Origin of the sequence: Myceligenerans crystallogenes (genome assembly GCF_039529775.1) — a bacterium.
Classification (GTDB): Bacteria; Actinomycetota; Actinomycetes; order Actinomycetales; family Cellulomonadaceae; genus Myceligenerans; species Myceligenerans crystallogenes.
Map to the genome: position 1 here is coordinate 178598 of NZ_BAAANL010000007.1, position 25948 is coordinate 204545.

Sequence of the window (25948 nt, forward strand, 5' to 3'; positions counted from 1 at the left end):
TCGCCCTGGCGTCAGTCCGCGCGGAGGACCGCCACCATCCGGGGCGGGACCGTCAGGGTGTCGCCCACCAGGCGGGTCGCGCCGGGTTCCCAGGCCGCGTGCAGGCGGTACGCCTCCGGCGGAAGGGACGTGATCGAGCCTTCCACGGGGCGCAGGAGCGTGCTCAGGCGGAGGGCCGCGAGGGAGCCCGCCGTGTTCAGCACGATCGCCCCGCGCCCGCGGACGGCCGCGAGCACGGTCGAGTCGGTCGAGGCGCGGATCTCCAGCGGCATCTCGAGCTCCTCGGGGTGGGTGCCCCGGATGGCCAGCAGCGTCCTGGCCCAGGCGCCCAGCCGTTCCTCGTCGCCGGTGTGCGGGACGACGGGCACGTGCTCGGTGTCCAGCACGAGCGGCGTCCCCGCGAGCACGGCGAAGGCCAGCAGGCTCGCGCGCAGGTCGACGTCGTCCAGGTCGAGCAGGGCCTTGGCGGGGCTGTCGTCGTCGGCCCACGGCACGACGAGGGCCGCGCCCGGCATGCGCGTGATGTCCTCGACGACGGCGGCGCCCGCGCGCCGCATGCTCCGACGGTTGTGCCGCGGCCCCTGGCGGGCCGCGCGCCGGACGGACGGGGCCAGGTGCTCGGCGAGCAGGCGCATCATGGCCATGTTCTCCGGCCGGCCCGGCTGCAGCAGCAGCGCCGCGACCGTGCTGGTGAGCCGGTCGCTCAGGCCCGGGCCGTCGAGGTACAGGGCGTAGCGGCGCCCGGCGCGCTCGCCGTCGTGCACCACCGAGTCGGCGAGCTCCTGGACGAAGGGGATCTGCGCGCGGTCGGCGAGCGCGGGCGTGTCGAGCACGATCCCGTCCAGGTGGAACGTGTGGAACCAGTGCTGCGCGTTGTCGATGAGGAAACCGCGCGGCCCGAGGCTGCCGCTGCCGTCGAGGTTGATGCGGGTCCCGGCGGCGTCGGTCCGCACCGTGGGGCCGGAACCGATGCGCGCGGGGCCCTGACCGGGACGGCGGCGTCCCTGCAGGCCGAGCGCGCTGCTGAGGTTGATCGGCCCGGTGCGGGGCCGGGTCAGCGGGATCTGGCCGGTGCGGGGCCGCATCGCCTGGGCGGCACGGGTGGCGGCCAGCTGGTCGTCGACGCGGGTCCGGGGGCGCGCCGGCTGCGAGCCGGCGGTGTAGGGCCCGAAGGTGTCCAGCCCGAGCTCGTCGGTCACGGCCCAGCGGTACGGCACGTTCAGGACGACGGCGAGCCCCGCCTGGTGCGCGGCGTTCACGAGCCCCTGCAGCCCGGGCGGGCCGCCGAGATCCTGCGCCACCGAGTGCAGCCGCACGCCGGCCGCGGGACCGGCCTCGGGGTCGTAGGCGGACACGGGCGCGATCTCGATCCCGTCGATCCCGAGGGCGGCGATGTCGGCGAGGTGGCGGGCGGCGTCGTCGAACGTGCCGCCGGGCGTGAACGTCGCGATGTCGAGGTGCAGCAGGACGCCGGCGGTGAGGTCCGGCGGGGACCAGGCGGCGTCCGACCAGCCGAAGACCGACGGGTCGAACACCCGCGTCGGGCCGTGGATCCCGTCGGGGAGCCACACGGAGCGGGGGTCGGCCAGCAGCGGGCCGCCGTCGACGGAGAAGCCGTACTCGGTGCCGTGCGGGAGGTCGACGTCGGCGCCCCAGCTGCCGGGATGGTCGGCGCCGACCAGGCGCAGCGGCAGGTGCTCGGGTTCCTCGCCCGGGTCGTAGGGCAGCAGCACCTCGACGACGCGGGCATGGGGGGCCCACACCACCGGACGGCGACCAGGGATCGTGGACTCTGGGGCGGTGCCGGGCGGTGGGGGGGACCCGAAGGAGGGTTCGGAACGCGGTCCGGTCACGGCGGCCAGCCTACTGGGATGTGCCGGATGCGCGAGTGAGCACCACGATGGAGCGTCCGGTCACGGGCAGGATCGAGCCGGGCTTGAGGACGGTGCCGGGCGTGGCGTTGTCGTCCGTGTCGAGGGCAACGGTCCACGTCATGCCGTACCGCTCGGGCGGGAGCCGGAAGTCCAGGCGCTCCGAGTGCGCGTTCAGCAGCAGGAGGAACGAGTCGTCCGTGATCGCGCCGCCGCGCCCGTCCGTCTCGGTGATCGCGTCGCCGTTGAGGAAGACGGTGACCGTGCGGGCGTAGGACGTGTGCCAGTCGACGTCGTCCATGCGGTCGCCGGTCAGGTCGAACCACTCGATGTCCGCGAGGTCCCCGACCGTGGTGCCCTCGAAGAAGCGGCGCCGCCGCAGCACCGGGTGATCCCGGCGCAGGCGGACCGCGGCGCGGGCGAAGTCCAGGAACTCCTTGGACCCCTCGTCCGCCGACTCCCAGTCCATCCAGGTCAGCTCGTTGTCCTGGCAGTAGACGTTGTTGTTGCCGTGCTGCGTGCGGCCCAGCTCGTCGCCGTGGGACAGCATCGGCACGCCCTGGCTCAGCAGCAGGGTCAGCAGGAGGTTGCGGCGCTGGCGGTCGCGGAGCTCGTTGATCCCCGGATCCTCGGTGGGGCCCTCCGCGCCGCCGTTCCAGGAGCGGTTGTGGCTCTCGCCGTCGGCGTTGTTCTCGCCGTTCGCGTCGTTGTGCTTCTCGTTGTAGGAGACGAGGTCGGCGAGCGTGAACCCGTCGTGGGCGGTGACGAAGTTGATGGAGGCGACCGGACGGCGCCCGGTGTGCTCGTAGAGGTCGCTGCTGCCGGTCAGGCGGCTGGCGAGCTCCGGGAGCTGGGCGGGCTCGCCCCGCCAGAAGTCGCGCACCGTGTCGCGGTACCGGCCGTTCCACTCCGTCCACAGCGGCGGGAACCCGCCCACCTGGTAGCCGCCGTCGCCCAGGTCCCACGGCTCGGCGATGAGCTTGACCTGCGAGACCACCGGGTCCTGGTGGACGATGTCGAAGAACGTGCTCAGCCGGTCGACCTCGTGGAACTGGCGGGCCAGGGTGGCGGCGAGGTCGAACCGGAACCCGTCCACGTGCATCTCCTCGACCCAGTACCGCAGCGAGTCCATGATGAGCTGCAGCACGGCCGAGGAGTGCATGAGCAGCGAGTTCCCCGTGCCCGTGGTGTCGAAGTAGTGCGCCTTGTCCTTGTCCACCAGCCGGTAGTAGGCGGCGTTGTCGATGCCCCGCAGGCCGAGCGTCGGCCCGAGGTGGTTGCCCTCGGCGGTGTGGTTGTAGACGACGTCGAGCAGCACCTCGATGCCGGCCTCGTGCAGCGCCTTGACCATGGACTTGAACTCCATGACCTGCTCGCCGCGCGTGCCGAAGCCGGCGAACCCGTTGTGCGGCGCGAAGAACCCGATCGTGTTGTAGCCCCAGTAGTTCGTAAGGCCCCGGGCGTGCAGCGACGGGTCCGTGACGAACTGGTGCACCGGCATGAGCTCCAGTGCGGTCACACCGAGGCCCTTGAGGTGGTCGACGACGACGGGATGGGCCAGCGCCGAGTACGTGCCGCGCAGTTCCTCGGGGATGTCCGGGTGCCGCATCGTCATGCCGCGCACGTGCGCCTCGTAGATGACGCTGTCGTGGTAGTCCGTGGCCGGCGGGCGGTCGTGGCCCCAGTCGAAGAACGGGTTCACCACCACCGAGGTCATCGTGTGGCCCGCCGAGTCCGACGTCGTGGGCGTCGCACCGGGCCGCGTCGCCTGGGCCGGGTCGTCGTGCGGGTAGGAGAACAGCGAGGCGTCGCCGTCGAGCGTGCCGTCCATCGCCTTGGCGTACGGGTCGAGCAGGAGCTTGGCGGGGTTGCAGCGGTGGCCCTGGGCCGGGTCGTACGGGCCGTGCACGCGGTAGCCGTACCGGGTCCCCGGGCCGAGACCCGGGAGGTAGACGTGCCACACGTCGGCGTCGACCTCCGTCACCTCGACGCGGGTCTCGGTGCCGTCGCCCGCGATCAGGCACAGCTCGACGCGCTCGGCGACGCCGGAGTAGAGCGCGAAGTTGGTGCCGGTCCCGTCGAAGGTGGCGCCCAGCGGGTACGGGCGGCCTGGCCAGGTCTGCATACGCAGCATCATCACACCTGGCAGACGGCCGTGTGCGAACACCATGTGCCCACGGTGTGTCGTCGTGGTGGGCGGTGCCTCCTGGACGAGCGGTGAGGCCCGTTCACTGCCAGGATCATGCCTATGACGACGGCTGCCGGAGACTCGCGAGGAAGCGGATCCGGGACGGAACCCGAGGTGGAAGCAACGGTGGAGAGAACGGTCAGGCCCGAACCCGGCGAGGAGTCGCTGGCGGGCTACGCGAGAATCGCCCCCCGGCCCCGGAAACAGCGCCCCACCAGGCGCGCGGTCCTGGGCGGCGGCGACGCGACGAAGGCGCCCAAGCGCCTGGGCACCGGCGAGCTGGCCCCCATGGAAGGCGACAGCAGCGGCACGAGCTGGGACGACCCGGACGAGCTCTGACCCGCCACGGTCAGACAGGGGCCGACGCCGGCCACCGATCCGACGCGGGGCCGGCACCGGCCACCGATCAGCCCTGGGGACGGCGCCGGCCACTGATCCGACGCGCACGGCGCCGGCGCCGGTCAGACGTGCACGACGCCGGCCGCCGCCGGATCGTCCAGGATCGCCGCAAGGGCGTGCACGACGGCGCCCGGGGCCACCTCACGCTCCGGCGCCACGTTCCGGTCGTCCCCCGCGACCGCATGGTCGAGCACCAGCTCATGGAACCGGAGCGCGCGCCCGGCCCGTTCGGGTACGACGACGTCGCCGACCCCCGCGGCCTCGCCCCCGGCGCCGGACGCCTCCTCGAGCCGGAGAACCTGCACGAGCATGGCGAGGCCCGCCCCAGTCACGTTGACCGCCCCGGAACCCGCCATGGCCTCCGCCCGGGCGGCGCCGTTGAGGACGACGTAGGCGGGGTGCGGCTCCTCGCTCGCACGGAGCAGCGGGGCCAGGGCCCTGATCGTGGCGAGGTGTGCGGTGAGGTGGCTGTCGAGCGTCGCGCGCCAGGCCGCCAGATCCGGCTCGTCGAGCAGCCGCGGGCCGAGCTGCCAGCCGCCGATCGACGCGACGGCCCCGCCGGGCAGGGGCAACCCGGCCCGCTCGCAGGCCACCCGCACCGCCTCGCCCAGGCCGGCGACGTCGTCGTACCGCACGGGGACGACCGGCCCGGCGTCGTCGGGCATCGGCAGCGGTGAACGCGACACGGCCAGGACCGCGCGCCCCGCGCGCGACAGCCCGGCCACGACGCGGCTCCCCACGAAACCACTCGCCCCGGCCACCACCACAGGAGTCATGCGTCCGACGCTACCGCCGGGTGCCGCGGCACGGCCAAGGATCGGACACCGCGCGGCATCCGGGGCGTACCGAACTACGCTGACCGTGATCCGTCCGTCCAGCCAGCACAGGAGCGCACGTTGTCAGCACAGTCAGCACGAGCACAGATCGGTGTCACCGGCCTGGCCGTCATGGGCCGCAACCTGGCCCGGAACTTCGCCCGGAACGGGTTCACGGTGGCGGTGCACAACCGCTCGTACGCCCGGACCGAGTCCCTGGTCGCCGAGCACGGTGACGAGGGCGACTTCGTGCCGTCGGAGACGATCGAGGACTTCGTCGCCTCGCTCGAGCGACCCCGCAAGGTCGTGATCATGGTCAAGGCGGGCGGACCCACCGACGCCGTCATCGACGAGCTGCTCCCCTTCCTCGACGAGGGCGACATCGTGGTCGACGCCGGGAACGCGCACTTCCCCGACACGATCCGCCGCGAGAAGGCGCTCGCGGCCAAGGGCCTGCACTTCGTGGGCACGGGCGTGTCGGGCGGCGAGGAAGGCGCGCTGCTGGGCCCGTCGATCATGCCGGGCGGCACCAAGGAGTCGTACGCGAGCCTGGGCCCGATCCTGGAGAAGATCTCCGCCCACGTCGACGGCGTCCCCTGCTGCACGCACGTGGGCCCCGACGGCGCCGGCCACTTCGTCAAGATGGTGCACAACGGCATCGAGTACGCCGACATGCAGCTCATCGCCGAGGCGTACGACCTGCTGCGGGTGGGCCTGGGCGCCTCGGCCGCGGAGATCGGCGACATCTTCGAGGAGTGGAACACGGGCGACCTGGAGTCGTTCCTCATCGAGATCACCGCCGACGTGCTCAAGCACACCGACGCCGCCACCGGCAAGGCGTTCGTGGACGTCGTGCTCGACCAGGCGCAGCAGAAGGGCACCGGCCGCTGGACCGTGCAGAACGGCCTGGACCTGGGCGTGCCGATCACCGGGATCGCCGAGGCGACGTTCGCCCGCGGCCTGTCCGGCTCGGTGCCGCAGCGCGAGGCCGCGCAGGGCCTGCCCGCCCACACGGCGGGCTGGGAGGTCAAGGACCGGGAGTCCTTTGTCGAGGACGTGCGCCAGGCCCTCTACGCCTCCAAGATCGTGGCCTACTCCCAGGGCCTCGACCAGATCGCGGCGGCGTCGGCCGAGTACGGCTGGGACATCGACCGCGGCGCCACGGCGCGCATCTGGCGCGGCGGCTGCATCATCCGCGCGCGCTTCCTGAACCGCATCACCGAGGCGTACGAGCGCGACGCGAACCTGCCGCTGCTGCTCGCCGACGAGTTCTTCGCCTCCGCGATCGACCAGGGCCTGGCGTCCTGGCGCCGCATCGTGGCCGGTGCCGCGCAGGCCGGTATCCCCGCCCCGGCGTTCTCCTCGTCCCTGAGCTACTACGATGCGGTGCGCGCGCCGCGTCTGCCCGCGGCCCTGATCCAGGCCCAGCGGGACTTCTTCGGTGCGCACACGTACCGTCGCACCGACCGCGACGGCGTGTTCCACACCGAATGGTCGGGGGACCGCACGGAGGCTGAGGCGTGAGAGGAATCCCCAGGGATCTGGGAGCGGACGGCGGGGGCGCGGCAGCGCCGTCGTCGTCCGCCGGCGGCGGCGACGCCGTCATCGACGGCGCGAACACGATCGCCGTCGGAGTGGGGGGTGACGTCGGGACGTACGCCCTGATCCGCGCCTTCCACGAGCAGTACGGGGTGACGGGTGTGGTGCTGTCGTCGGTCGCGACCCGGCCGATGCAGGACTCGGCGATCGTGACCAACGTCGTCGTGCCGAACCTGGACGACACGGAGACGTTCCTGACGTCGCTGGAGCAGGTGGCGGCGCAGCACCCCGGCAAGAAGCCGATCCTGCTGACCAACGCGGACTGGTTCGTGCGCGAGGTCATCACGCACCGCGAGCGCCTGGAGGCGGCCGGTTACGTGACGCCGTACCCCACGCTGGAGGTGCTGGAGCAGGTCTCCAGCAAGGAGGGTTTCGCGGAGGTCTGCGACCGGCTGGGGATCCCCACGCCGCGCACGGTCGTCGCGGACATCCCGAAGCTCACCGCGCAGGGCGGCCGGGCGGCGGTGGCGGAGCTGGAGCTGGACCTGCAGTTCCCGCTCATCGGCAAGCCGTCCAACAGCGCGGACTGGCACTACGTGTCGTTCCCGGGCAAGGCGAAGATCCACCACCTCGACTCGCGCGAGGAGCTGGACGAGGTGCTGGGCCACCTGATCGACGCGGGGTACCCGAGCGCGTTCCTGGTGCAGGAGTTCATCCCGGGCGACGAGACGCAGATGCGGTCGCTGACCGCGTACCGCGACTCGTCGGGCGTGGTGACGCTGCTGGCCACGGGCCGTGTGCTCCTGGAGGAGCACACGCCCGGCACGCTCGGCATCCCGGCGGCGATCCTGGTGGAGCCGTACGACGACGCGATGGAGGCGGCCTCCCGGTTCCTCGAGGCGACGGGCTACGTGGGCTTCGCGAACTTCGACTACAAGCTGGACCCGCGCACGGGCCGGCACGTGTACTTCGAGGTGAACCCGCGGATCGGGCGGAACAACTTCTACGTGACCGCGGGCGGGGCGAACGTCGCGCGCGTGCTCGTGGAGGACCAGGTGCTGGGCCGGCCGATCCCGCCGCTCCGGGCGACGACCGAGGTGCTGTACACGGTGGTGCCGTTCGGGCTGCTGCTGCGGTACGTGCTGGACCCGGGGCTGAAGGCGCGCCTGAAGCGCCTCAAGGCCGAGGGCAAGGTGGTCAACCCGCTGAGGTACGAGGGCGACTCGGGCCTGAAGCGGCGCCTGATCGTCGAGGCCATCACGCAGAACTACCGCCGCAAGTACGCGCAGTACTACCCGGAGCCGACGACCACGGGGTACTGAGGCAGGGACGCGCGGGGCGCGTCGTCGTCCCCGTGACGGCGGCCGTCGCGCGGCACCGCGGAGCCGTCGTCGTCCGGGGGACGACGACGGCTTCTCGCGTCCGGGGACTCCGCCCGGTAGCCGGGCGTACCTTCCGCGTGGCTCCGCCTGAGGCGTCGTCGCAGCGCGTACCGTGAATGCCGTGAGCAACGACGTGCCGGCCGACTTCGCGGCCGCCCTCGACGACCTGAGGGGCCAGGGCGCACGGCCCGGGGTGCACGTGGAGGAGATCGCGGCGCCCGTCCGGGTGGCGCCGTTCAGCGCCGCGTTGTCGGGCGAGGTGACGAACCCGTCGGGGAACCACGACGACGACCCGGCCGCCACGGGACGGTTCGTCGTCCTGCACGATCCGGCCGGCCAGGAGTCCTGGCAGGGCACGTTCCGGATCGTCACGCTGGTGCGGGCCACGCTCGAACCCGAGATGGCGGCGGACCCGCTGCTGGCCGACGTCGCCTGGTCCTGGATCCCCGAGTCGCTGGACCTGGCGGGCCTGCGGCCGGGCACGGACACGCTCGCCGAGGGCGGCACGGTCACCCGCGTGCTGTCGCAGAGCTACGGGGCGCTGTCGAACACGCCGGACACCGTCGACCTGGAGATCCGCGCGTCCTGGAGTCCCGTGGGCACGCACCTGGGCGCGCACCTGGCGGCGTGGACCGCGCTGCTGTCGACGGCCGCGGGGATCCCGCCGCTGCCCGCCGGTGTCACCGCTATCACCAGGCGGTTTACGCCCGGTCCGGCCAAGCCGCATACGGTGGGCCCATGAACCGACCCCCAGCGCCCGGCGCGGACGGACCGGCAGCGGACGAGACCCCCGCACCCGGTCCCGGGGCCGGGGTCACCCCGCTGACCGAACCGGCCGGCGGCCTGCCCACGGTGATCACCCGGCCCGACGAGCTCGAGAAGGTGATCGACGCCTTCGGCCGCGGCACCGGGCCGGTCGCGGCCGATGCGGAGCGGGCCTCCGGCTACCGCTACGGCCAGGCGACCTACCTCGTCCAGCTCAAGCGCGCGGGCGCGGGGATCGCGCTGATCGACCCGGTCGCGCTGCCGGACCTGACGGCCCTCGGCGACGCGATCGGCGACGCCGAGTACGTGCTGCACGCCGCCTCGCAGGACCTGCCGGGCCTCACCGAGCACGGCCTGCGGCCGGCGCGCGTCTTCGACACGGAGCTCGCCGCGCGGCTGCTCGGGCTGGAGCGGGTGGGACTCGCCGCCGTCGTCGCCGAGACGCTCGGGCTGGGCCTGGCCAAGGAGCACTCCGCCGTCGACTGGTCCACGCGGCCCCTGCCGGAGGACTGGCTGCGGTACGCGGCGCTCGACGTGGAGGTGCTGACCGAGGTCCGCGACGTGCTCGCCGCGCGGCTGGAGGCCGCCGGGAAGGCGGACTGGGCGGCGCAGGAGTTCGAGGCCGTACGGAACGCTCCCCCGCCGCCGCCCCGCGTCGATCCGTGGCGGCGCACGTCCGGGATGCACGTGCTGCGCAACGCGCGCCAGCTCGCCGTCGTGCGCGCGCTGTGGGAGGCGCGGGACGCGACCGCCCGCGCGCGTGACATCTCCCCCGGGCGGGTGCTGCCGGACCGCGCCCTCGTCGCGGCCGCGCGCGCCATGCCGCGCACCGCCGGCCAGCTCGTCGCGCTGCCGGAGTTCGCCGGGAAGGGCACGCGCCGCCGCGCCGCGTACTGGCAGCGGGCCATCGACGAGGCCCGCGCGCTGCCCGACGCCGAGCTGCCGTCGGTGCGCGGTCCGCGCACGGACGCGCCGCCCGCGCCGCGCCTGTGGGGCGACCGCGACCCGCTCGCGGCACGCCGCCTCAAGGCGGCCCGCGACCTCGTGGCCGACGTCGCCGACCGCCTGACGGTGCCGGTGGAGAACCTGCTGCAGCCGGACGCGCTGCGCCGGCTGTGCTGGGCGCCGCCGGAGCCGGCCGACGCCGTGGCCGTGGCCGGGTTCCTGCGGGAGCGCCGCGCCCGGGAATGGCAGATCGAGCTGCTGGCGGGGCCGCTGGCGGACGTGCTCGCCGAGGTGCGGTAGCCACTTCCGCGGCACCCTTCGTCGATGTCACGCACGCTCGATAGAGTGCCACCATGCCTGCATCCGCCACGCCGTCGCACGTCACCTCACCCACCGCTCTCGTCCAGGTCGTGACCGATCGGTCCGCCTGGGATCGTGAGGTGAACGCGCTCGGGGGGCATCCGCTGCAGCTGTGGGGCTGGGGTGAGGTCAAGGGCGCCGGCGCCTGGACGCCGTACCGGCTGCGCGTCACCATCGGGGGCCGCACGGCGGGCCTGGCGCAGGTCCTGAAGCGGTCGCTGCCCGCGCAGTTCAAGGCGCTGACGTACGTCCCGCGCGGCCCCGTCGTCGCGCACCTCGACGGCGCCAACACGATCCGCGCGGTCTTCGGGGTGGGCGACGGGGTCACGCGTGACCTCGTCACGAACGCCGTGACGGACTGGGCACGCGAGCACATCGGCGGCGTGGGCATCACGATCGAGCCGGACTGGCCCGTGGGCACCTCGATGGACGTGCCGAACCGGCGGTATGCGCCGAACCCGGTGCTGTACCCGTCCACCCTCATCCTCGACCTGCGCAAGAGCGAGGACGAGCTGATGGGCGCCATGTCGAAGAAGACCCGCCAGTACGTGCGCAAGTCGCAGCGCGAGGACCTGGAGTTCCGCGAGGTGACCACGGCGGACGAGATCGAGGCCTGCCTCGCGATCTACCACGAGACCGCGGAGCGGGCCGGGTTCGGGCTGCACTCCGACGACTACTACCGCCTCGTGAAGTCGGAGCTCGGCGGCTCCTCGCCGATCTTCGCGGCCTTCGCGCGGTCCGCCGAGGGCGGGCCCCACGACCGCCCGGTGTCCTTCGTGTGGTTCGCGGCGTCGAACACGACCTCGTTCGAGCTGTACGGCGGGATGAACGACGACGGCATGGAACTGCGTGCCAACTACGGCCTCAAGTGGCACGCGATCTGCGCGATGAAGGAGCGCGGCGTGGTCCGCTACGACGTCAACGGCCTGCTGAACGACGGCATCTCGAACTTCAAGCGGGGGTTCGCCAAGCACGAGGACGAGCTCGTGGGCAGCATCGACGTGCCGTTCTCCCGCTGGTACACGATGTGGAACGAGGCGCTGCCGACGGCGAAGAAGGTGGTCCGCAAGCTGCGCGGCGGCAGCTGAGAGCGGGGTCCCCGGCGCTCGGGACCCGGTCTCAGCAATCGCCGGGATCACAGATACCCGGTCTCGTACGGGCTGGGCTTTTTACTGGTACCCGGGGTAGCGTGTAACTCGTGCACCGAGCGGCGTCGCTGAGGGACGCCGCCGTCCGACCAAGGAGCTGCCCATGACGGCCACATCCGCGCCCACCCCGCGGCGGACCGCCCGCGACGTCGTCTTCGTCGACGGCGTCCGCACCCCGTTCGGCAAGGCGAAGCCCGACGGCCAGTTCGCGCAGACCCGTGCCGACGACCTCGTCGTCAAGCTGGTCCGCGAGCTGCTGCGCCGCCACCCCGAGCTGCCCGCCGAGCGCATCGGCGAGGTCGCGGTCGCCGCGACCACGCAGGAGGGCGACCAGGGCCTGACCCTCGGCCGCACCGTCGGCGTCCTGGCGGGCCTGCCGCAGGCCGTGCCCGGCTACGCCATCGACCGCATGTGCGCGGGCGCGATGACCGCCGTGACCGCGACGGCCGGCTCCATCGTGATGGGCGCCGCCGACATCACGATCGCGGGCGGCGTCGAGCACATGGGCCACCACCCGATGGGCTTCAACGCCGACGTGAACCCGCGCTTCGTCGCCGAGAAGCTCGTCGACCCGCAGGCCCTCAACATGGGCGTCACGGCCGAGAACCTGCACGACACGTTCCCGCAGCTCACCAAGGAACGCGCCGACGCCTTCGCGGTGAACTCGCAGGCCAAGTACGCCAAGGCGCTAGCCAACGGGAACATCGACCCGGACCTGGTACCGATCGCCGTGCGCTCCGCCGAGCTCGGCTGGGGCCTGGCCACCGCCGACGAGCTCCCCCGCCCCGAGACCACCATGGAAGGCATCGCGGACCTCAAGACGCCCTTCCGCGCAGGCGGCAGGGTCACCCCCGCGACGTCGTCCCCGCTGACCGACGGCGCGACCGCGTCGATCCTCGCCGGCGGCGACACCGCCGCCGAGCTCGGCCTGCCGGTGCGGATGCGGCTGGTGTCCTACGCGTTCGCGGGCGTCGCCCCCGAGATCATGGGCTACGGCCCCGTCCCCGCCACGGACAAGGCGCTGGCGATCGCGGGCCTGTCCGTCGACGACATCGGCCTGTTCGAGATCAACGAGGCGTTCGCCGTCCAGGTGCTCTCGTTCCTCGACCACTACGGCATCGCCGACGACGACCCGCGGGTCAACGAGTACGGCGGCGCCATCGCGATGGGCCACCCGCTCGCGTCGTCGGGCGTGCGCCTCATGACCCAGCTCGCGCGCCAGTTCGAGCAGCACCCCGAGGTGCGCTACGGCATCACCACCATGTGCGTGGGCCTCGGCCAGGGCGGCACCGTCGTCTGGGAGAACCCCCACCACGCCGACTACTCCGGCCACACCAGCGAGGAGAACTGAGTTGACCGCCACCCACCAGAACGCACCCGCCGAGCGCGTCACCCACGCACTGGTCCGTGACGTCGTCCTCCCGGGCGGAGCGGGCACCCTCGCCCTGGTCACCCTGGACAACGGGTTCGACCACACCAAGCCGAACACGCTCGGCCCGCAGGGCATGGCCGAGCTGTCCGCCGCCCTGGAGGGCCTGCGCGAGCGCGCGGCCGCGGGCGAGCTGGCCGCCGTCGCCGTCACCGGCAAGCCGTACTTCCTGGCCGCCGGCGCCGACCTCAAGGGCGCCACCGCCATCGAGACGTACGACGACGCCTTGCAGCTCGGCCGCATGGGCCACCAGGCGTACTCCGTCCTCGGCGAACTGCGCGAGCAGACCGGCGTGCCGACGTTCGCGTTCGTGAACGGGCTCGCGCTGGGCGGCGGCCTCGAGGTCGCGCTCAACTGCGACTACCGGACCGTCGCGTCCGACGCCGCCGCGCTCGGCCTGCCCGAGGTCTCCATCGGCCTGGTGCCCGGCTGGGGCGGCGCGTACCTCGTGCCGCGCCTGATCGGCATCGAGAAGGCGATCGAGGTCATCTTCACGCGGCCGATGACGCAGAAGCCGTACAAGCCCGCCGAGGCGCTGGAGATCGGCCTCGTGGACGCGCAGTTCGAGGCCGCGGACTTCCTGGAGCAGTCGATCCGCTGGGCCGCGCAGGTCGTGACCGGCGAGGTCGAGGTGCCGCGCCGCGAGCTCGACCCGCAGCCCGTGTGGGACGCCGTCGTCGCCGGGGTACGCAAGCAGCTGGACGCGACCGTCGGGGAGTCCCGCCCCGCGCCCGGTCGCGCGCTGGACCTGGTCGCGGCGGCCCGGACGGCGTCGCGCGCCGAGGCCTTCGCGGCCGAGGACGTCGCGCTCGCGGACCTCATCATGTCCGACGAGATGCGCGCCAGCGTCTACGCGTTCAACCTCGTGCAGGGCGGCAAGAGGCCGCACGGCGCGCCGGACCCGGAGCTCGCCCGCCCCGTGACCCGGGTCGGCATCGTCGGCGCCGGCCTGATGGCCGCGCAGATCGCGTTCCTGTTCGCGCAGCGGCTGCAGGTGCCCGTCGTCATGCGCGACCTGGACCAGGAGCGCGTGGACAAGGGCCTGGAGTTCGTGCGCGGCACCGCCGAGAAGCTGGTCTCGCGGGGCAAGCTGTCCCCGGGCGCGGCGGCGCGGATCGTCGGGGCGGTGTCCGGTACCACGGACATCCAGGAGTTCGCCTCGTGCGACTTCGTCATCGAGGCCGTCACCGAGGTGATGGGGCTCAAGAAGAAGGTGTTCGCGGAGCTGGAGGGGATCATCTCCCCGGAGGCCGTGCTGGCGACCAACACCTCGGCGCTGTCGATCACCGAGATGTCGGCGGACCTGCGGCACCCCGAGCGGGTGGTCGGCATCCACTTCTTCAACCCGGTCGCGCAGATGCCGCTGGTCGAGGTGATCCACGCCGCCAGGACGTCGCCCGAGGCCCTGGCCACAGCGTTCGGCGTCACGAAGAAGCTGCGCAAGACGGCGGTGCTCGCCGGCGACCGCCCCGGCTTCGTGGTGAACCGCCTGCTCATCCTCGTGATGGGCAAGGTGCTGGAGGCGATCGAGAACGGCACACCGGTCGAGGTCGCGGACCGGGCCCTGGCGCCCCTCGGCTTCCCGATGCCGACGTTCGAGCTCACGGACCTCGTCGGCCCCGCCGTCGCGGACCACGTGCTCACCTCGCTCCGCGAGGACCTGGGCGACCGCATCCCGGCGTCGCCCGGCCTGAAGAAGATCGTCGCCGAGGGCACGCCGATCGTGCTGGACCGGCCCGCCAAGGGCCTGCCCAAGCCCGTGGACCCCGCGGTGCAGGCGCAGTTCGGCGAGGCGCTCGCGCCGGGCGCCACCGGCCGCAACGGCACCCCGGTGCTCGACGGCCCGGGCGTGCTGGACGAGGTCCTGACCGCCACGGCGCAGGAGATCGGCCTCATGCTCGAGGAGCAGGTCGTCGCCGGCCCGCAGCAGATCGACCTGTGCATGATCCTGGGCGCCGGCTGGGGCTTCCACACGGGCGGCATCACGCCGTACCTGGACCGCACCGGCTACTCGGAGAAGGTGCTGGGCCGCCGCCTCCTGGAGGACGGCGTCGCCAACGTCCCCGCGACGTAGTCCCTCCCCCGCCCGGCCGCGAGATCCCTCCCGCGGCCGGGCGGGGTGTTTTGGATTGAGTTGGCGTGTGGTGGGTATATTCTCCCCGGCATGGCCACGCCTGCCGCCTCCGAGCGCCCGCACTACGTCGTGTGCGGCGCCAACCCCCTCATGTACCGCATGGCGCTCGCGCTGGTGACCCGCTACGGGGGCACGGTCGGCGTCGTGCTGCCCGACGCGGGCGACCGGTACGCGCGCACGCTCGTCGAGGAGGACCGGCAGCACCACCCGCAGCGCCCCCGGGTGACGCTCGTCGAGGCCGTCCAGCCCGACCGCGCCTCCCTCCAGGCCGCGGGGCTCGACCGGGCCACGTCCGTCGCCCTCCTGGACCAGGACGACGGCGGCAACGTGAACCTCGCGCTCCTGGTCGACGAGCTGCGGCCGGGCACGCGGCAGATCGTCCGGATCTTCGACGAGGACCTCGGCGACTCCCTCACCGAGTACCTGCCGAACTGCCGCCCGATGTCGTCCTCCCGCTTCGCCGCCCCGGAGGTCGTCGCCCGGGCGCTGCGGGAGCCGACCCGACTCGACCTGCCCGGGCGCCGGCATGTCGTCACCCGGCAGCCGGCCGGCGGCACGGGATCGGCGAACGCCGTGCCGCTGTTCGCCTGGGATCGCACGCACCCGGAGAGCAAGGTCGAGGCCCTGCCGCAACCCGGCACGCCCGGCGTGCTCTACCTCGAGCAGACCGCCCCGCCCGGCGAGCCCAAGCCCGTGAGCGAGGACCGCCTCAGCCCCGTGTTCCGCCAGGTGATGCGGCACCTGCGCACAGACCGGATCCTGCAGGTCGCGGCGATCGTGCTCGCCGTCCTCATCCTCGTGGCCTCCCTCGTCTACCTGCCGAGCACGCGCTCGGCCGCCGGCCCGTGGGCCGCCTGGGGCGAGGCCCTGTACGACGCCCTGCTGACCCTGGTGGGCGGCACCGACCCGCACGGCGGCGACATCGGCGCGCGGCTCATGCACATCCTGCTGACCCTCCTGAGCGTCGTCGTGGTGCCGCTGCTCACCGCCGCGCTGGTCGACGTCGTCATCAAGGCGCGCCTGCAGCTCGACCGGGGCGAGCTGACCGAGGCGGTCGCGGGGCACGTCGTCGTCGTCGGGCTGAGCGACCTGGGCACCCGGGTCGTGGAGGAGCTGCACGGCCGCGGCGTCGACGTCGTCGCCGTGGACCTGGACGAGCAGGCCCGCGGCGTCGCGGTCGCACGCGAGCTGCACGTGCCCGTGGTGATCGGCGACGCGAGCCGGAGCGCGACGCTGCGGCGGGCCTACGTGCACGCCGCGCAGGCCGTCGTCGTCGTGACCGGCGGGCACACGAACACGCTCGGCATCGCGTTCGCCGCCGACTCCCTGGACCGCGAGCCGGGCGCGTCCCGGCTGCGCGTCGTCATGCGGGTCTTCGACAAGGACACCAGCCGCCGGCTGAGCGATCGCCTGAACGGCGGTGACCCCGCGAAGCACGGCTCGTTCCGCATGGTCAGCGCCTCCCACCTGTCGGCGCCGCACTTCGCCGCCGCGATGATCGGGCAGGACGACCTGCTCGACACTGTCGCGTTCCGCGACCGCGTGCTGATCGCCGCGCAGGTGCCGCTGGCCGGCGCCGGTCACCTGCGCCAGATCACCCCCATGCCGCTGCGCACCGATCTGGACGTGCCCGGCGCGGTGCGGGTGGTCCAGGTACGCACCGCGCGCGCCACCGGCGGGGCGAAGCCCGTCTGGCTGGCCCCCGCGGGCGGGACGCTCGAGGGGATCGACGCGGTGACCGTCCTGGCCACCGCCCACGGCCTGCGCACCCTGCAGGAGCAGGTACAGCTCCCCGCGGCGCTCCGGGCCGTGCCGCACGTGGTGCGGCGGATCGACGTCGAGGAGGACAGCCCGCTGCTGTCCCCCGCACGGCGGCTCGGACGACGCCGCCCGGCGGTCGCCTCGGACCTCGACCAGGACGGCAGGCTGCAAGTGCTGCTGGTCCGGCGCCCCGAGAGCGGCGACGTCGGCGGGTTCGCGGCCGCGATGCCGGACGGCACCCCGCGGATCGTCCCGCTGGACCGCCGCGGTTACCTGCCGCCCAGCGCGGTCCTCGCGGCAGGCCAGGCGCTGTGGGTCGCCGGGACGGACGACGCCGTCGCGGAGCTGGAGCGGGCCGCCAGGCGCGCGGTGTGACGCGACGGCGCACGCCGGGCACGACGCCGCTCGCGGGCGCCCGGGACATGGTTCAGGCCGGGGCGGGGTGCATCGCGGCACCCGGCTCCGGCCTGGACGTTCGGGGTGGTCAGACGCCCACGTGGCGGCGCTCCTCGTAGCGCTCGATCTCGGCCGCGGTGAAGCAGACGTCCGTACCGACCATGTAGAAATCGAGTTCGCCGGCCTCGAGGAGGTCGGCGACGTGCAGGGAGGACACGCCCAGCCGGCGTGCGGCCTCGGCCGCCGTCAGGTCGTGGCCCTGACCCGGACCAGCCGGGCGGACTGCATCGGATGCCATTTCGTCTGTGAAGTCGCTCACAGGAAAAGTCTTGCGCAAGCGAGTACGGCAAGTCCAATCGAAACGCTGCGAAAACCGAGTCCTGTCGAAGAGGTTTTCAACCTGCAGGGAGCGCTTCCATGATGGCTAGGGATGCCATCCCCGGATGACACCGATCCACAAGGGGATTTGACGCCGTTTTGACCGGAAGCACCCGCGACCAGGCTCAGCGCGCCGGAACGGGCTCGGGCGCGTTCCTGCCGACGGCACCCGGCCCGCCCGCGAGCCGCTCCCGTTCGGCGGCGACGATCGCCCTGCCCAGCTCGGCCTCCGAGGGCGCGCCGGGCGCCGTCGTCGGCCCTGCGACGGAGCCGCCCGAACCGGACGCCCCCTCCGGCCGATCGCCGACGGCGATCGCCAGCTCCGACGTCTCGGTGATCTCCGACTGCCGCGCGAACTGCTCGAACAGCGCGGCCTTCGTGTCGAGGATCTCCATCATGCGCTGGTCCACGGAGTCCGCCACGAGCAGCCGGTGCACCTGCACCGTGCGGGTCTGGCCCATGCGATGCGCGCGGGCGACCGCCTGCGCCTCGATCGTGGGCTTGACCTGCGGCTCGCAGAAGATCACCACGGAGGCGGCCTGCACGTTCAGCCCCACTCCCCCGGCCGTGATCTGGCTGACCAGCACACGCGGGCCGGTCTCCTGCGAGAGGCTGTCCACCATCTCCTGGCGCTCGGCGATCTTCACGCGGCCCGTGAGCGGGCCGACGGCGACGTCGCCGAGCACCGCCATGACCTGGTCCAGGACGTCGATGAAGTAGGAGAACACGATGACGCGGCGGCCGTTGGCGACGGCCTCGTCCACGAGGGCCTTGAGGCGCACGAGCTTGGCGGAGTCCTCGGGGCGCTCGACGTCGAACGCCGCGCGGCGCATCGCCATGAAGTTCCCGGCCGCGACGGACCGGGCGTACGCGGCGCCGTCGGCCCGGCCGAACTCCTCCCACTCCTCGACCTGGACCAGGTCCGGGAGCTCGGTGAGCACGTCCTCGGTGTTGCGCCGCAGGTAGACGGGCGCGACGATACGCCGGAACGCCTGCGCGCCGGACAGGTCCGCGTTCGGGTCGAGCTGCTTCGCGATCACCGGCTGGAGGTAGCCGACCATCGCCTTGAACTCCGCGACCTTGTTCTCCATGGGCGTGCCGGACAGGAACAGGACGCGGTCGGCGCGGTCCGTCCACGAGCGGACGCTCTGGCCGCGCAGGGTCTCGGGGTTCTTCACGTAGTGCGCCTCGTCGACCACCATGAGCGCGGGGCGCAGGTCCGCGGGCAGGTCGAGCCGGCCCAGCATCTCGAAGGTCGTCACGCCGACGCCGCCGGACGCCGCCCACGCGGCCGCGGCGTCGTCCCGGTCGTTGCCGTGCATGACGACGGCGGGCAGCGCCGAGTGCGTGGTGACCTCGCGGGCCCAGTTCGTCACGACGCTCGCGGGGCAGACGACGAGGAAGTGGGCGGGGCCGTCGCCGGCGGCGGCGTGCGCGGCCGCGAGGTGCGTCATCACGGCGAGGGACTGCATCGTCTTGCCGAGGCCCATCTCGTCGCCGAGGATCGTGCGGCGCTGCACGAGCGCGTACTTCGCGCCGAACGACTGGTAGGCGCGCAGGTTCGCGTGCAGCAGCGAGCGGTCCAGGGGCTGGGCCTCGACACGGCGGACGACGTCGGCCGGGAGGAAGCCCTCGGCGGCCTCGTGGTCGTCGCCGAGATCGACCACCTGGCTGAGCAGGCCGTAGTACTCGGCCGAGCGCCGCTCGAAGTCGGCCCAGGGATCGCCCGCGCGCTGCCCGACGGCGTCCCGGACGGTCCGCGCCGCCGTCGCCAGCTCCGGGGACGACGCCGCCAGCGCGCCTCGCAGCGACCCGATCGCCGCGAGCGCGGCGGCCTTGCTCCGGTGGTCCGCGAACAGCCGGCGCCACCAGCGGGTCAGCGCGCCCGCCGGGCCGAGGTAGGGCGGCAGCACCGCGGCGAGGCGGCGGGCGTCGTCGTAGTGACGGTGGCGGGCGTCGGTGACGGCGCCGAAGGTGCGCAGGGCTCGCACGAGCGCGGTGACGTGCGGGTCGGCGGGGTCGACGTCGATGCGGAACCGCTGGTCCCCCTCGACCTCGTCGGCGAGCTCCCGGGCCGCGGCCACGGCGGGGCGCGCCGTCGTCTCCCCGATCCCGGCGGCGACGAGGCCGTCGATCCCGGCGTCGAGCACCTGCGCGACGTCGCGGAAGCCCTTCTTGCGCAGGACGGCGACCCGGAGCTTCTTGCGCCGGGTCTCGAGCTCCTCGACGCGCACGGACACGAGCTCGGCGTGCAGCCGGACCCGCCGCACAGCGGCGTAGGCGTCGCGCACGGCCTCCCGGTAGGGCGCGTCGGACTCCATCAGCAGCCGGGCGTCCCCGAGCCGCGCCGCGGCCTCCTCGACGACCTGCCTGGCCTCACGCGCACTCACCGAAGAACCCATCGGGCCGCAGCGTACCTTCCGTGCCCGACATTCCCCTCACCGCGCCCGGTGGCGGCTGCGCCGCTTGGCACACTTTTATTTCCGCGCGTGATCGTCGCCGGGCGCGATCGTCGCGGGGCGCGCCGGTCGCCGGTCGCGGCGCCGGTTGCCTGGCGCGATGTCGCTCGGCCCGGCGCGATGTCGCTCGGCCCGGCACGGTGTCACTCGACCTGGCGCGATGTCACTCGACCCGGCACGGTGTCGCTCGGCCCGGCGCGATGACGCCAGGCCCGGCATGGCGCCGGCCGTCCGGGCGTCAGAGGGTGACGGCCCGCCAGTCCGGGGACGACGGCGTCGCCGTGAAGTCCATGCGGAGCTGCCCTGGTTCGCGGCCGAGGGCCAGCAAGGTCGCCGACGTCGAGGCGAACACCCGGCCGTCCGGGATCTCGTGGCGCACCAGCAGGGCCCGCGGGTCGTCGCCCGCGAGACCGTCGCCGCGCATCAGGTCCGTCCAGTCGCCCCACCAGGACGCCGTCGTCGTCCCCGCGCCGGAGCCTCCGCCGGCCACCGCCAGGCCCGCCTCCGCAGGGCCGGCCGCCGTCGCCAGCAGCGGCCCGAAGTGCGGCACCAGCGGGTCGTCGGCGACGTCGAGGCCCTCGTTGGTCACGATGTGGTCGCCGTCGGGGATCTCCAGCCGGGTCACCTCGCGCCCGTCCCAGGAGATCAGCTGCGCGCCGTCGGCGTCGGCGACCACCAGGTGCACCACCTCGTACTCGCGCAGCTCGTCGTCGCCCGGCACCCCCGACAGCAGCGCCCGCAGCGGCAGCCGCCCGCGGCTCGGCCGGACGGCCGACGGCGCGCCGGGCTCGGACCGGTCCAGCCGGTTCATGAAGCTCCCGTTGAGCACGGCGGCGACCGCGGGCGTCCCGCCCCCGCGCACCGCGAGCCACGTCCCGCCCGCCAGCCGGTCACGCCCGCCGACCAGCCCCGGCGCGTCGTCGGGCCAGTGCGGGGCAGGAGGATCCCAGGCCCGGTCCGCGAACTCGTCCCGCACGGCGGCCAGCAGCAGCGGCCACCGCCCACCCGGTTCCCGACGCAGCATCACGGTGCACACGCGAGCACCCTACGCCGCACCCCGCTCCCCCGGGCGGCCGGTCGCCCATGATCTGCCCCACATCACGCCGCCGGCCCGCGAGGGATCACGGCCGCGCGGCGGTCCGACGGCGCGCGGCGGTCCGACGGCGCGCGCCGGTCCGACGGCGCGCGACAGTCCGGCAAGGCGCGACAGTCCGGCAAGGCGCGACAGTCCGGCGACGTGCGGCGGCCGGCGACCCGCGCCCCGCGACCTGCGGCGGTCCGCCGACCCGCGGCGGGCACAGATCAGGGCTGAGCCAGGGCCGCCAGCGTGTCGCGGACCGCGTCGGCGGCCGTCAGTCGCTGGGCCACCGCGATCTGCTCGCGGCTCGCGTGGTCCAGGAACGCCGCGTCGAGGCCGACGTGCACGTGGGGCGTGCGGACGCCCTGCTCGCCGGCGCGCTGGGCGAGGAGCGCGCCGACGCCGCCGTCGGACACGCCGTCCTCGATCGTGACGACGACGTCGTGCTCGCCCGCGAGCTTCACCAGGGCGGCCGGGAGCGGCAGCACCCACGTCGGCGCGACGACGGTCGCCTCCAGGCCGTGCTCCGCGAGCGCCTGCCCGGCGTCGATCCCGGCGGCCGCCATCGCGCCGACGCCGACGACGAGCACGCGGCGCGCGGCTCGCGCCACGGGCTCCTGCCCGGAACCGGCCCGGCCGGAGACGGTCCCCGGGGCGCCGCCCCGCCCGGCGTCGTCGGGCACGGGCGCCTTGCGGGCCTCGAAGCGCCCGATCACGTCGACGTCGTCGAGCGTCTCGAGGGCCGGCAGTTCCGCGCCGACCGCGCCCTTGGGGTACCGGACCACGGTGGGCGCGTCGTCGACGTCGACGCTCGCGCGCAGCGCGGCGCGGAGGGTGGGCTCGTCGCGCGGGGCGGCGAGCCGCAGGCCGGGGACGATGCGGAGCATGGCCATGTCCCACATGCCGTTGTGCGAGGCGCCGTCGGACCCGGTGATGCCGGCGCGGTCCAGCACGAACGTGACGCCGGCCTTGTGCAGGGCGACGTCCATGAGGACCTGGTCGAACGCCCGGTTGAGGAACGTCGCGTAGACGGCGACCACGGGGTGCAGCCCGGCGAACGCCATGCCGGCCGCGGAGGTGACGGCGTGCTGCTCGGCGATGCCGACGTCGAACGTGCGGTCCGGGAACTCCTTGGCGAACGGCGCGAGGCCCACGGGGTGCAGCATGGCGGCGGTGATGGCGACGACGTCGGGCCGGCGCCGCCCGATGCGCACGATCTCGTCCGCGAACACCTTGGTCCAGCCGAAGCGCGACTGCGCCACGGGCAGGCCGGTCTCGGGGTGGATGACGCCGACGGCGTGGAAGCGGTCGGCGATGTCCTCCTCGGCGGGCTTGTAGCCGCGGCCCTTCTCGGTGATGGCGTGCACGATGACCGGCTTGCCGTACGCCTTGGCGCGGCGCAGGGCGTGCTCCATGGCTGCGGCGTCGTGCCCGTCGACGGGCCCGATGTACTTGATGCCGAGGTCCTCGAAGAGGCCCTGCGGGGCGATGATGTCCTTCATCCCCTTCTTGAACCCGTGCATCCAGCGCCACGCGAACCGCCCGGGCGGGCCGGAGCGGTTGAGCATGCGGGAGGTCCAGTCGAGGAAGACCTCGTAGCCGCGCGTGGTGCGCAGGGTGTCGAGGTGGTTCGCGAGGCCGCCGATGGTGGGCGAGTAGGACCGGCCGTTGTCGTTGACGACGACGACGAGGCGCCGGTCGTGGCCTTCGGCGATGTTGTTCAGGGCCTCCCAGGCCATCCCGCCGGTCAGGGCGCCGTCGCCGATGACGGCGACCGTGTGGCTGTCGGCACGGCCGGCGACGACGTTGGCCTTCGCGATGCCGTCGGCCCAGGACAGGGCGGTGGACGCGTGGGAGTTCTCGACGACGTCGTGCTCGGACTCGGCGCGGGACGGGTAGCCGGACAGGCCGCCCTTCTGCCGCAGGCGGGAGAAGTCCTGGCGGCCGGTGAGCAGCTTGTGCACGTAGGACTGGTGGCCGGTGTCGAAGACCAGCGTGTCGCGCGGCGAGTCGAAGACGCGGTGCAGGGCGATGGTGAGCTCGACGACGCCGAGGTTCGGGCCGAGGTGCCCGCCGGTCCGGGACACGTTCTCGACGAGGAAGCCGCGGATCTCGCTCGCCAGCTCGCCGAGCTGGCCGGGGGTGAGTGCCCGCACGTCCTGCGGTGAGCCGATACCGCTCAGCAGTCCCATCGTGTTCCTTCCCTCGCCGTCCCCGGGCCGTCCCCTGGGGTGCGTGCCCTCCACTGTGCCACGCACGCAAGGAGACATCCTACGGAGCGGCCCGTACCCGGATGAACTCCCGGGAACTTCCACACCGCGTTCTCACCACGGCCGGCCTCGTACGCGACACCCGCGCCCGCCCGGCTGCCCGGACCAGGGCTGCGCCGTGATCGAACCTGCCGGCCGTACTCCTGCGGGACACCCGCGCCCGCGTGCCGAGATGATCGGGACTTCGCCCTGATCGAACCTGCCGGCTCCACGTCGAGAGGTCATAGTGTGGCGTCGTGCGCTTCCTCAGCGGCCAGGAGCCGCCCCACGACCTGACCTACGGCGACGTCTTCCTCGTGCCGTCCCGCTCCGACGTCGCGTCGCGGTTCGACGTCGACCTCGCGACCGCCGACGGGACCGGGACCACGATCCCCGTCGTGGTCGCGAACATGACGGCGGTGGCGGGACGCCGGATGGCCGAGACCGTCGCGCGGCGCGGCGGGCTCACGATCCTGCCGCAGGACGTGCCGGCCGCGGTGGTGGCCGACGTCGTCACCGGGGTGAAGTCCCGGGACACGGTGGTGGAGACGCCCGTCGTCGTCGCGCCCGACGACACCGTACACACCGCGCTCACGCTGCTCGGCAAGCGGGCGCACGGGGCGGCGGTCGTGGTCGAGGACGGCCGGCCCGTCGGCGTCGTCACGGCGGCGGACTGCCTCGACGTCGACCGGTTCGCGCAGATCCGGAGCGTGATGGCGCCCGACCCGCTGGTGATCGACGCGGGGATCCTGGCGGGTGCGGGCGGTCTGGAGGCCGCCTTCGGGACGCTGCACTCCGCGCGGGTGCAGGTGGCGCCCGTCGTGCGGGACGGGCGGCTCGTGGGCGTGCTGACCCGCAAGGGCGCGGTGCGCTCGTCGGTGTACGCGCCCGCGACGGACGACGCCGGGCGGCTGCTCGTGGGGGCCGCCGTCGGGATCAACGGGGACGTCGCGGCGAAGACGAGGGAACTGCTCGAGGCCGGGGTCGACGTGCTCGTCGTGGACACCGCGCACGGCCACCAGGAGCGGATGCTGGCGGCGCTCGACGCGGTGCGGTCGGTGGACCCGGACGTGCCGGTGGTGGCCGGGAACGTCGTCACCGCGGACGGCGTGCGGGATCTCGTGGCCGCCGGGGCCGACATCGTCAAGGTCGGCGTCGGCCCCGGCGCGATGTGCACCACGCGCATGCAGACCGCCGTCGGGCGGCCGCAGTTCTCCGCGGTCCTCGAGTGCGCGCGCGCCGCGGGCGAGCTCGGCCGGCACGTGTGGGCCGACGGCGGCGTGCGGCACCCGCGCGACGTCGCCCTCGCGCTGGCCGCCGGGGCGGCGCAGGTGATGATCGGATCCTGGTTCGCCGGGACCCACGAGTCGCCGGGCGACCTGCGCGAGGACGGGCACGGGCGGCTGTACAAGGACTCGTTCGGGATGGCGTCGGCGCGGGCCGTGGCGGCCCGGACGGCGGGCGAGGGCACGCCGTTCGAGCGGGCCCGGAAGGCGCTGTACGAGGAGGGGATCTCGACCGGGCGGATGTACCTGGACCCGCAGCGGCCCGGCGTCGAGGACCTGCTGGACGAGGTCACCTCGGGGCTGCGGTCCTCGTGCACGTACGCGGGCGCCCGGAGCCTGGCGGAGTTCGCGGAGCGGGCGGTCGTGGGCATCCAGTCCGCCGCCGGCTACGAGGAGGGGCGGCCGGTCGAGACGAGCTGGTGAGGCCGGGACCCGCGGGGCCGCCGTGCGGCGGCGGGCCGCGGTCCGGCCGGGACCGGTGCGGGCCGGGGTCCGCCGGGCTGGGGCCGCGGTGCTGGGGCCGCGGCCCCGGGGCTTGTTAGTCTCGCGGGGTGAGTGATTCCCCTGGCGACCTCGCCGGCGTGTCCGCCCGGCAGCAGCTGGAACGGCTGGTGGGTGACGGTTTCCCGGACCCGTGGGCGCACGCTCGCGGCCCGTTCACGGGCGAGGCGCGGCCCGCCGCGGTCCTGATGCTGTTCGGGGTGCTCGACGGGCTGCCCGCCGATCACGACGCCCAGGCCGAGGCCGTGCACCAGGACCTCGACGTCCTGCTGCTGGCCCGGGCCGCGACCCTGCGCTCGCACGCCGGTCAGGTGGCGTTCCCCGGCGGCCGGGCCGACGACGGCGAGTCCATGGTCGCCGCCGCCCTGCGCGAGGCCGAGGAGGAGACCGGGCTGGACCCGTCCGGCGTCGAGGTGCTCGGCGAGTTCGGCGCGCTGCCGATGCCGGTGTCGAACCACGTGGTCACGCCGGTGCTGGGCTGGTGGGCGAAGCCGACGCCGGTCCACGTCGTCGACGAGGCGGAGTCCTCCCACGTGTTCCGCGCACCGGTCGCCGACCTGCTGGACCCGCGGTCCCGGGTGACGGTGGTGCTCCGGCACGAGGGCCGCACGTACCGCGGCCCGGGCTTCCAGGTCGCCGACGGCGCCACGACCCACCTGGTCTGGGGCTTCACGGGCGGCCTCCTGGACACCCTGTTCGACGCCCTCGGCTGGACCGAACCCTGGGACCACACCCGCGAACTGAACCTCTGAACGACCGCCGTCAACATCGAGACCACCACGACCCACCCCCGGTCACCCTCCCCCGCCTCCAACTGCTGACAGGCCGCGCTGAGGTGGCGTCAGCAGCACTTCGAATCCATTCG

Annotated in this window: 18 protein-coding genes; 11 read left to right on the forward strand and 7 right to left on the reverse strand. The window is 73.7% G+C overall.

What is annotated here, in order from left to right; genetic code table 11:
* Window positions 1-11: 11 nt before the first annotated feature.
* Entirely contained in the window at window positions 12-1763 is a 1752-nt protein-coding gene (locus ABD208_RS16810; RefSeq protein WP_344105107.1) for a hypothetical protein, read from the reverse strand.
* Between the two features lie 100 nt (window positions 1764-1863).
* Window positions 1864-3996 (reverse strand): glycogen debranching protein GlgX, encoded by a 2133-nt coding sequence (gene glgX / locus ABD208_RS16815; protein ID WP_344105109.1) that lies wholly within the window; start codon window positions 3994-3996, stop codon window positions 1864-1866.
* A 177-nt stretch (window positions 3997-4173) separates the two neighbouring features.
* Here glgX and ABD208_RS16820 point away from each other — a divergent pair, with 177 nt between their 5' ends.
* Complete coding sequence (locus ABD208_RS16820; protein WP_344105111.1) at window positions 4174-4398, forward strand: hypothetical protein; 225 nt, start codon at window positions 4174-4176, stop codon at window positions 4396-4398.
* Window positions 4399-4520: 122 nt separating this feature from the next.
* On the opposite strand, the gene ABD208_RS16825 is transcribed toward ABD208_RS16820, so the two are convergent.
* Window positions 4521-5234 carry a hypothetical protein gene (locus ABD208_RS16825; protein ID WP_344105113.1) on the reverse strand — a complete coding sequence of 238 codons (714 nt, stop codon included), beginning with the start codon at window positions 5232-5234 and terminating at the stop codon, window positions 4521-4523.
* 120 nt (window positions 5235-5354) lie between these two features.
* Between ABD208_RS16825 and gndA the strand changes: the two genes are divergently transcribed.
* The 8 genes from gndA (at window position 5355) to ABD208_RS16865 (ending at window position 17111) form a co-directional block, all read left to right on the forward strand.
* Window positions 5355-6797 carry an NADP-dependent phosphogluconate dehydrogenase gene (gene gndA / locus ABD208_RS16830; protein ID WP_344105115.1) on the forward strand — a complete coding sequence of 481 codons (1443 nt, stop codon included), beginning with the start codon at window positions 5355-5357 and terminating at the stop codon, window positions 6795-6797.
* Entirely contained in the window at window positions 6794-8134 is a 1341-nt protein-coding gene (locus ABD208_RS16835; protein ID WP_344105117.1) for a carboxylate--amine ligase, read from the forward strand. The genes gndA and ABD208_RS16835 overlap by 4 nt, the downstream gene beginning before the upstream one ends.
* 181 nt (window positions 8135-8315) lie before the next feature.
* The gene (locus tag ABD208_RS16840) at window positions 8316-8936 is read left to right on the forward strand and encodes a DUF3000 domain-containing protein (RefSeq protein ID WP_344105119.1); all 621 of its coding nucleotides are present in this window, start codon (window positions 8316-8318) and stop codon (window positions 8934-8936) included.
* A complete protein-coding gene (locus ABD208_RS16845) occupies window positions 8933-10204 on the forward strand; it encodes an HRDC domain-containing protein (RefSeq protein ID WP_344105122.1) in 1272 nt (423 codons plus the stop codon). Before ABD208_RS16840 ends, ABD208_RS16845 begins: the two co-directional genes overlap by 4 nt.
* Before the next feature lie 53 nt (window positions 10205-10257).
* Window positions 10258-11352 carry a lipid II:glycine glycyltransferase FemX gene (locus tag ABD208_RS16850; RefSeq protein ID WP_344105125.1) on the forward strand — a complete coding sequence of 365 codons (1095 nt, stop codon included), beginning with the start codon at window positions 10258-10260 and terminating at the stop codon, window positions 11350-11352.
* 163 nt (window positions 11353-11515) lie between these two features.
* Window positions 11516-12763 carry a thiolase family protein gene (locus ABD208_RS16855; protein WP_344105127.1) on the forward strand — a complete coding sequence of 416 codons (1248 nt, stop codon included), beginning with the start codon at window positions 11516-11518 and terminating at the stop codon, window positions 12761-12763.
* Window position 12764: 1 nt separating this feature from the next.
* Window positions 12765-14915 (forward strand): 3-hydroxyacyl-CoA dehydrogenase NAD-binding domain-containing protein, encoded by a 2151-nt coding sequence (locus ABD208_RS16860; protein ID WP_344105129.1) that lies wholly within the window; start codon window positions 12765-12767, stop codon window positions 14913-14915.
* Window positions 14916-15005: 90 nt separating this feature from the next.
* The gene (locus ABD208_RS16865) at window positions 15006-17111 is read left to right on the forward strand and encodes an NAD-binding protein (protein ID WP_344105132.1); all 2106 of its coding nucleotides are present in this window, start codon (window positions 15006-15008) and stop codon (window positions 17109-17111) included.
* Window positions 17112-17220: 109 nt separating this feature from the next.
* Here the strand turns inward: ABD208_RS16865 and ABD208_RS16870 are convergent, their stop codons facing one another.
* The 4 genes from ABD208_RS16870 to dxs form a co-directional block, all read right to left on the reverse strand.
* Window positions 17221-17430, reverse strand: coding sequence for an excisionase family DNA-binding protein (locus ABD208_RS16870; protein ID WP_344105134.1), 210 nt, complete (start codon window positions 17428-17430; stop codon window positions 17221-17223).
* A gap of 205 nt (window positions 17431-17635) precedes the next feature.
* A complete protein-coding gene (locus tag ABD208_RS16875; RefSeq protein ID WP_344105136.1) occupies window positions 17636-19912 on the reverse strand; it encodes a DEAD/DEAH box helicase in 2277 nt (758 codons plus the stop codon).
* Between the two features lie 295 nt (window positions 19913-20207).
* A complete protein-coding gene (locus ABD208_RS16880; RefSeq protein WP_344105138.1) occupies window positions 20208-21005 on the reverse strand; it encodes an NRDE family protein in 798 nt (265 codons plus the stop codon).
* A gap of 266 nt (window positions 21006-21271) precedes the next feature.
* The gene (gene dxs, locus ABD208_RS16885) at window positions 21272-23239 is read right to left on the reverse strand and encodes a 1-deoxy-D-xylulose-5-phosphate synthase (RefSeq protein ID WP_344105140.1); all 1968 of its coding nucleotides are present in this window, start codon (window positions 23237-23239) and stop codon (window positions 21272-21274) included.
* A 314-nt stretch (window positions 23240-23553) separates the two neighbouring features.
* Between dxs and ABD208_RS16890 the strand changes: the two genes are divergently transcribed.
* Together ABD208_RS16890 and ABD208_RS16895 are read left to right on the forward strand one after the other, a co-directional pair.
* Window positions 23554-25005, forward strand: coding sequence for a GuaB1 family IMP dehydrogenase-related protein (locus tag ABD208_RS16890; protein ID WP_344105142.1), 1452 nt, complete (start codon window positions 23554-23556; stop codon window positions 25003-25005).
* A 128-nt stretch (window positions 25006-25133) separates the two neighbouring features.
* Complete coding sequence (locus tag ABD208_RS16895) at window positions 25134-25835, forward strand: NUDIX hydrolase (protein WP_425561122.1); 702 nt, start codon at window positions 25134-25136, stop codon at window positions 25833-25835.
* Window positions 25836-25948 lie beyond the last annotated feature (113 nt).